At 69.7% G+C, this 4,531-nt stretch carries 4 protein-coding genes and 1 pseudogene; 2 read left to right on the forward strand and 3 right to left on the reverse strand.

Features of this window, described 5'->3' with window-relative positions; genetic code table 11:
* Positions 1-152 precede the first annotated feature (152 nt).
* Both I53_RS25680 and I53_RS25685 read left to right on the forward strand, forming a co-directional pair.
* Complete coding sequence (locus I53_RS25680) at positions 153-1,505, forward strand: TRAP transporter large permease (RefSeq protein ID WP_043356157.1); 1,353 nt, start codon at positions 153-155, stop codon at positions 1,503-1,505.
* Between the two features lie 194 nt (positions 1,506-1,699).
* Entirely contained in the window at positions 1,700-2,167 is a 468-nt protein-coding gene (locus I53_RS25685) for a YbaK/EbsC family protein (RefSeq protein ID WP_043356159.1), read from the forward strand.
* Positions 2,168-2,176: 9 nt separating this feature from the next.
* Here the strand turns inward: I53_RS25685 and I53_RS25690 are convergent, their stop codons facing one another.
* The 3 genes and pseudogenes from I53_RS25690 to I53_RS25700 form a co-directional block, all read right to left on the reverse strand.
* Complete coding sequence (locus I53_RS25690) at positions 2,177-2,989, reverse strand: enoyl-CoA hydratase/isomerase family protein (RefSeq protein WP_043356161.1); 813 nt, start codon at positions 2,987-2,989, stop codon at positions 2,177-2,179.
* 24 nt (positions 2,990-3,013) lie between these two features.
* Positions 3,014-4,234: a CaiB/BaiF CoA-transferase family protein gene (locus I53_RS25695; RefSeq protein ID WP_043356163.1), complete on the reverse strand. Its 1,221-nt coding sequence runs from the start codon at positions 4,232-4,234 to the stop codon at positions 3,014-3,016.
* Positions 4,235-4,240: 6 nt separating this feature from the next.
* A pseudogene (locus I53_RS25700) lies at positions 4,241-4,531 on the reverse strand (MFS transporter); the annotation flags it as partial.

Raw genomic sequence — 4,531 nt, forward strand, 5'->3', positions numbered from 1 at the left:
GAGGGCTTGGCCTACGGGCCGCGGGCCGCCGGCTGGGCACAGCCCAAGATCGGGCTCGGGGCCGACGTCAACCGCGACATGCACGGGGCGCCCGAGGTTGCGCCTCGAGGACCGGATCCGATGGGTCAGACCGTTTCCGCGAAGGTTGAACGATGAGCACGGCCGCGATCGGCTTCCTGTACGCGGGCGCGACCCTGGGTGCGATGCTCTCGGGCATCCCCATCGCCTTCGCCCTCGGCTTCGTGGCGCTCGCCTTCATGGTGGCGTTCATGCCCGGCGCCTCCCTCGATACGGTGGCGCAGAACGTCTACGAGGAGATGGCCTCCATCACCCTGCTGTCGATCCCGCTCTTCATCCTGAAGGGTGCGGCCATCGGCCGGTCCAAGGCCGGGCAGGACCTCTACTCGGCCATGCACGCCTGGATGCACCGCATCCCGGGCGGTCTCGGCATCGCCAACGTGTTCGCCTGTGCGCTGTTCGCCGCCATGGCGGGCTCGAGCCCGGCAACCTGCTCGGCGATCGGCTCGGCCGGCATCCCGGAGATGCGCAAGCGCGGCTACTCGCCGGGCTTCGCCGCCGGGATCATCGCGGCGGGCGGCACGCTCGGAATCCTGCTGCCGCCTTCGATCACCATGATCCTGTACGCGGTGGCGGCCGAGCAGTCGCTCGGACGCCTGTTCCTCGCCGGCATCGGACCCGGGCTGCTGCTCGTGGCCCTGTTCGCGGCGTGGTCGATCGTGCGCTTCCGCTCGGAATACGCCGCGGCCAAGGCCGTGATGGAGCGTGGCGGACCGGCCTCGCCGATCCTGGCCGACGATCAGTACAGCATGGCGCAGCGCTTCTCGACGCTACCGCGGGTCCTGCCCTTCGTGGTCCTGCTCACCGGCGTGATGGTGGCGCTCTACGGCGGCTACGCCACGCCCTCGGAAACCGCGGGTCTCGGCGGCCTGATGGCGCTGGCGCTCATCGCCGCGATCTACGGCGTCTGGCGGTTCCGCGACGTCACGCCGATCCTGACCGCGACCCTGCGGGAATCGACCATGCTGATGCTGATCATCGGCATGTCGCTGCTCTACGCCTACGTGATGAGCTACCTGCACATCTCGCAATCGGCCGCCGCCGCGATCGTCGCGATGCAGCTCTCGCCCTGGCTGCTGCTGCTGACCATCCTGGCGTTGGTGATCGCGCTGGGCTTCTTCCTGCCGCCGGTCTCGATCATCCTGATGACGGCGCCGATCATCCTGCCGCCGCTCAAGGCTGCCGGCTTCGACCTCGTGTGGTTCGGCGTGGTGATGACCATCACCATGGAGATGGGCCTGATCCACCCGCCGGTGGGCCTGAACATCTTCGTCATCAAGAACATCGCCCCCGACATCCCGCTGTCGGACATCATCTGGGGGACGTTGCCCTTCGTGATCCTGATGGCGGTGGCGATCCTGATCCTGTGCCTCGTCCCGGGCATCGCCCTGTGGCTCCCGGACCTGCTGCTGGCGACCACACGGTAGGCGGACCGAAGCATCGATTCCTCAGGCAGGCCCTTCTCCGTCCGGGGAAGGGCCTGCCGCATGCCGGGGTGCAGCCGCGCGAGCGCCACCTCCCACGCACCGGCGGGTCGCGTCCAGGCGATGGCTGAAGCGTGCCGGTGCGCCTATGGCAGCGGGCTTCCCGCACTGCCCTGATCGAAGCTTCGGAACGAATCATGAGTCTCGCATCCGTGCGCGCCTTCTTCGCCGAGAAGGCGCCCGACATCGCGGTCATCGAGCTCGAGGCCAGCACCGCGACCGTCGCCGAGGCGGCCGAGGGCCATGGCGTCGCTCCGGCGCAGATCGCCAAAACCCTGTCGATCCGCGTGGGCGATCATGTCGCTCTCGTCGTCACCCGTGGCGACGCGCGTCTCGACAACAGGAAGGCCAAGGCCGTCTTCGGCGGCAAGGTGAGGATGCTCGATCTCGGCGAGGTCGAAGCGGTCACCGGCCACCCGGTGGGCGGCGTCTGCCCGTTCGGCCTGGCCACGCCCCTGCCCGTCTACTGCGACGTCTCGCTCCAAGCGTTCGACGAGGTGGTGCCGGCCGCCGGCGGCACCCACAGCTCCGTGCGGATCGCGCCGACGCGGATGGCCGCGTTGACAGATGCCGCGTGGGTCGATGTCTGCGCGCTGCCGACCTGAGGGCTGCCCTCAGCGCCCGGTCCAGTTGGGCGGGCGCTTGCCCAGGAAGGCCTCCATGCCTTCGCGGAAATCCTGGCTCATGTAGCACATGAGGATCAGGTCATCGCCGGGATGTGGCGCGCCCTCGGCGACAGCCTCCTCCTCCGCCAGCCGCCGGAGCCCTTCCTTGGTCGCCTGCATGGTCAGCGGCGCGTGGTTGGCGAGGAGCTGCGCCAGGGTATCGACCCGCTCGGTGAGCGCGGCGCGATCGTCCACCATCTCGCCGATCAGCCCGATGGCCAGCGCCTCCTCGGCCCCGACCAGGCGGGCGGTGAAGATGATGTCCTTCACCCGTGCCGGCCCGATCAGACCGGAAAGCCGCTTCAGATTGCCCTGGCTCAGGCAATTGCCCAGCGTCCGGGCGATGGGGAAGCCGAAGCGGGCATCGCGGGTGGCGATGCGGAGGTCGCAGGCCGCCGCGATGGCCGCGCCGCCGCCCGTGCACGCACCCGCGATGGCCGCGATGGTCGGAACCCGCAGCCGCTCCAGGGAGCCCAGCACCTTGTCCATGAACCGCTCGTAGCCCAGCGCATCCTCCGCCGTGCTGAAGCTGCGGAACTGGGCGATGTCGGTGCCGGCCGCGAAAGCCTTCTCGCCGGCCCCGGTGATGATCAGCGCCTTGATGGCCGGATTCCCGGCGATCGCCTCGCAGCAGGTGATCAGGCCCTGATACATCGCGAAGGTGAGCGCGTTGCGGGCCTGCGGCCGATTCAGGACGATGCGGGCGATGCCGGCCTCATCGGTCGTGAACAGCAGTTCGTCGGTGGCGGGCGTGGCACTCATGCGCGGGGTCTCCGGGTGGCGGGGTCAGGCCGCGGTCTCGCGGACCACGCCGCGCGCGATCAGCGCGTCGATCTCGGCCGAGGCGTATCCGGCCTCCGCCAGGATCGCCCGGGAATGCTCGCCAAGCAACGGGGCCGGCCCATGCACGCGCCCCGGGGTCTCCGAGAACTTGACCGGCAGGCCGAGGGTCTTCATGCGGCCGACCCGCGGGTGTTCGACCTCCACCACCATCTCGCGGGCGAGGGCCTGCGGATCCCGGTGCATGGCGTTGACGTCGAGCACCGGCCCGGCCGGGACGCCGCCGGCTTCGAGCCGGGCGAGCCATTCGGCCGAGCTGTGGGCCCGGAAGATCGGCGCGAGGGTACCGGCGAGGTCCTGCCGGTTGATCATCCGGTCGCGGTTGACGGCGAAGCGCGGATCATCGGCGAGGGCCTCGGCGCCGATCGCCTTCAGCAGGCGCAGCCAGTTGGTCTGGTTGGCCGCCCCGATCGTGATCCAGCCATCGGCGGTCTCGAAGGCCTCGTAGGGCGCGTTCAGCGGATGGGCCGAGCCCATCGGTCCCGGCGCGATCCCGGTCGCCATGGCGATGGCCGATTGCCAGTAGGTGTGGGTGATGCCGGCCTCGAACAGCGAGGTGTCGACAGCCTGGCCCTTTCCGGTCCGGAGCCGGTTCGAGTAGGCCGCCAGAACGCCCATGGCGGCCAGGATGCCGGCGGTGATGTCGGTCACCGGCGGTCCGCACTTCATCGGGGGCCGCCCCGGGCCCTCCCCCGTGATCGACATGAGCCCGCTCATGCCCTGCGCCACGAGGTCGAAGCCGGCCCGCTCCGCATAAGGACCGGTGCGGCCGAAGCCGGAGAGCGAGCAGTAGACGAGAGCCGGGAATTCCTCGCGCAGCGTCTCGTAGCCGATCCCGAGGCGCTCCATCGTGCCGCCGCGGTAGTTCTCGATCAGCGCGTCGGCCCCCTTGAGCAGGCGGCGCAGGACCGCGACACCGTCCGGGTCCTTCAGGTCGAGACTGATGCCGCGCTTGCCGCGGTTCATCATCATGTAGGCGGCGCTCTCGCCTTCCAGGGCCGGCGGAACGGTGCGACGCGTGTCGTCGCCGTCCATCTTCTCGACCTTGATCACCTCCGCGCCCATGTCGGCGAGCATCAGCCCGCAGACCGGACCGGCCATGATGTGGGCGAGTTCGATCACCCGCATCCCGGCGAGCGGACCGGACCGTTTCATCGCTTCCGCCATCGCGCGCTACTCCCCGGCCGCCACGGAGCCCACGCGACCATCGAGTGGCGGGGCGGGATCCACGAATTCCCGCTCGGGGTGCATCGTGAAGGCCAGCGCCGCACCGAGCAGGCACAGGCCGATCGAACCGACGAAGGGCAGCGTCCAGCTCCCCGTCATGTCGACGATCACGCCGAAGACGATCGGCGAGACGATCGCGGCCACGGCCGAGCCGGTATTCATCAACCCGCTGGCGGTGCCGGCATATTTCGGCGCGATATCCATCGGCACGGACAGATCGGCCCGATGACCAGCTCG

It is taken from the genome of Methylobacterium sp. B1, from assembly GCF_000333255.1.
GTDB lineage: Bacteria > Pseudomonadota > Alphaproteobacteria > Rhizobiales > Beijerinckiaceae > Methylobacterium > Methylobacterium fujisawaense.

What these genes read in the sequence shown, in the direction of transcription:
- I53_RS25690 (WP_043356161.1), bottom strand. Translation starts at nt 2,989, where the DNA reads ATGAGTGCCACGCCCGCCACCGACGAACTGCTGTTCACGACCGATGAG.
- I53_RS25680 (WP_043356157.1), top strand. Translation starts at nt 153, where the DNA reads ATGAGCACGGCCGCGATCGGCTTCCTGTACGCGGGCGCGACCCTGGGT.
- I53_RS25685 (WP_043356159.1), top strand. Translation starts at nt 1,700, where the DNA reads ATGAGTCTCGCATCCGTGCGCGCCTTCTTCGCCGAGAAGGCGCCCGAC.
- I53_RS25695 (WP_043356163.1), bottom strand. Translation starts at nt 4,234, where the DNA reads ATGGCGGAAGCGATGAAACGGTCCGGTCCGCTCGCCGGGATGCGGGTG.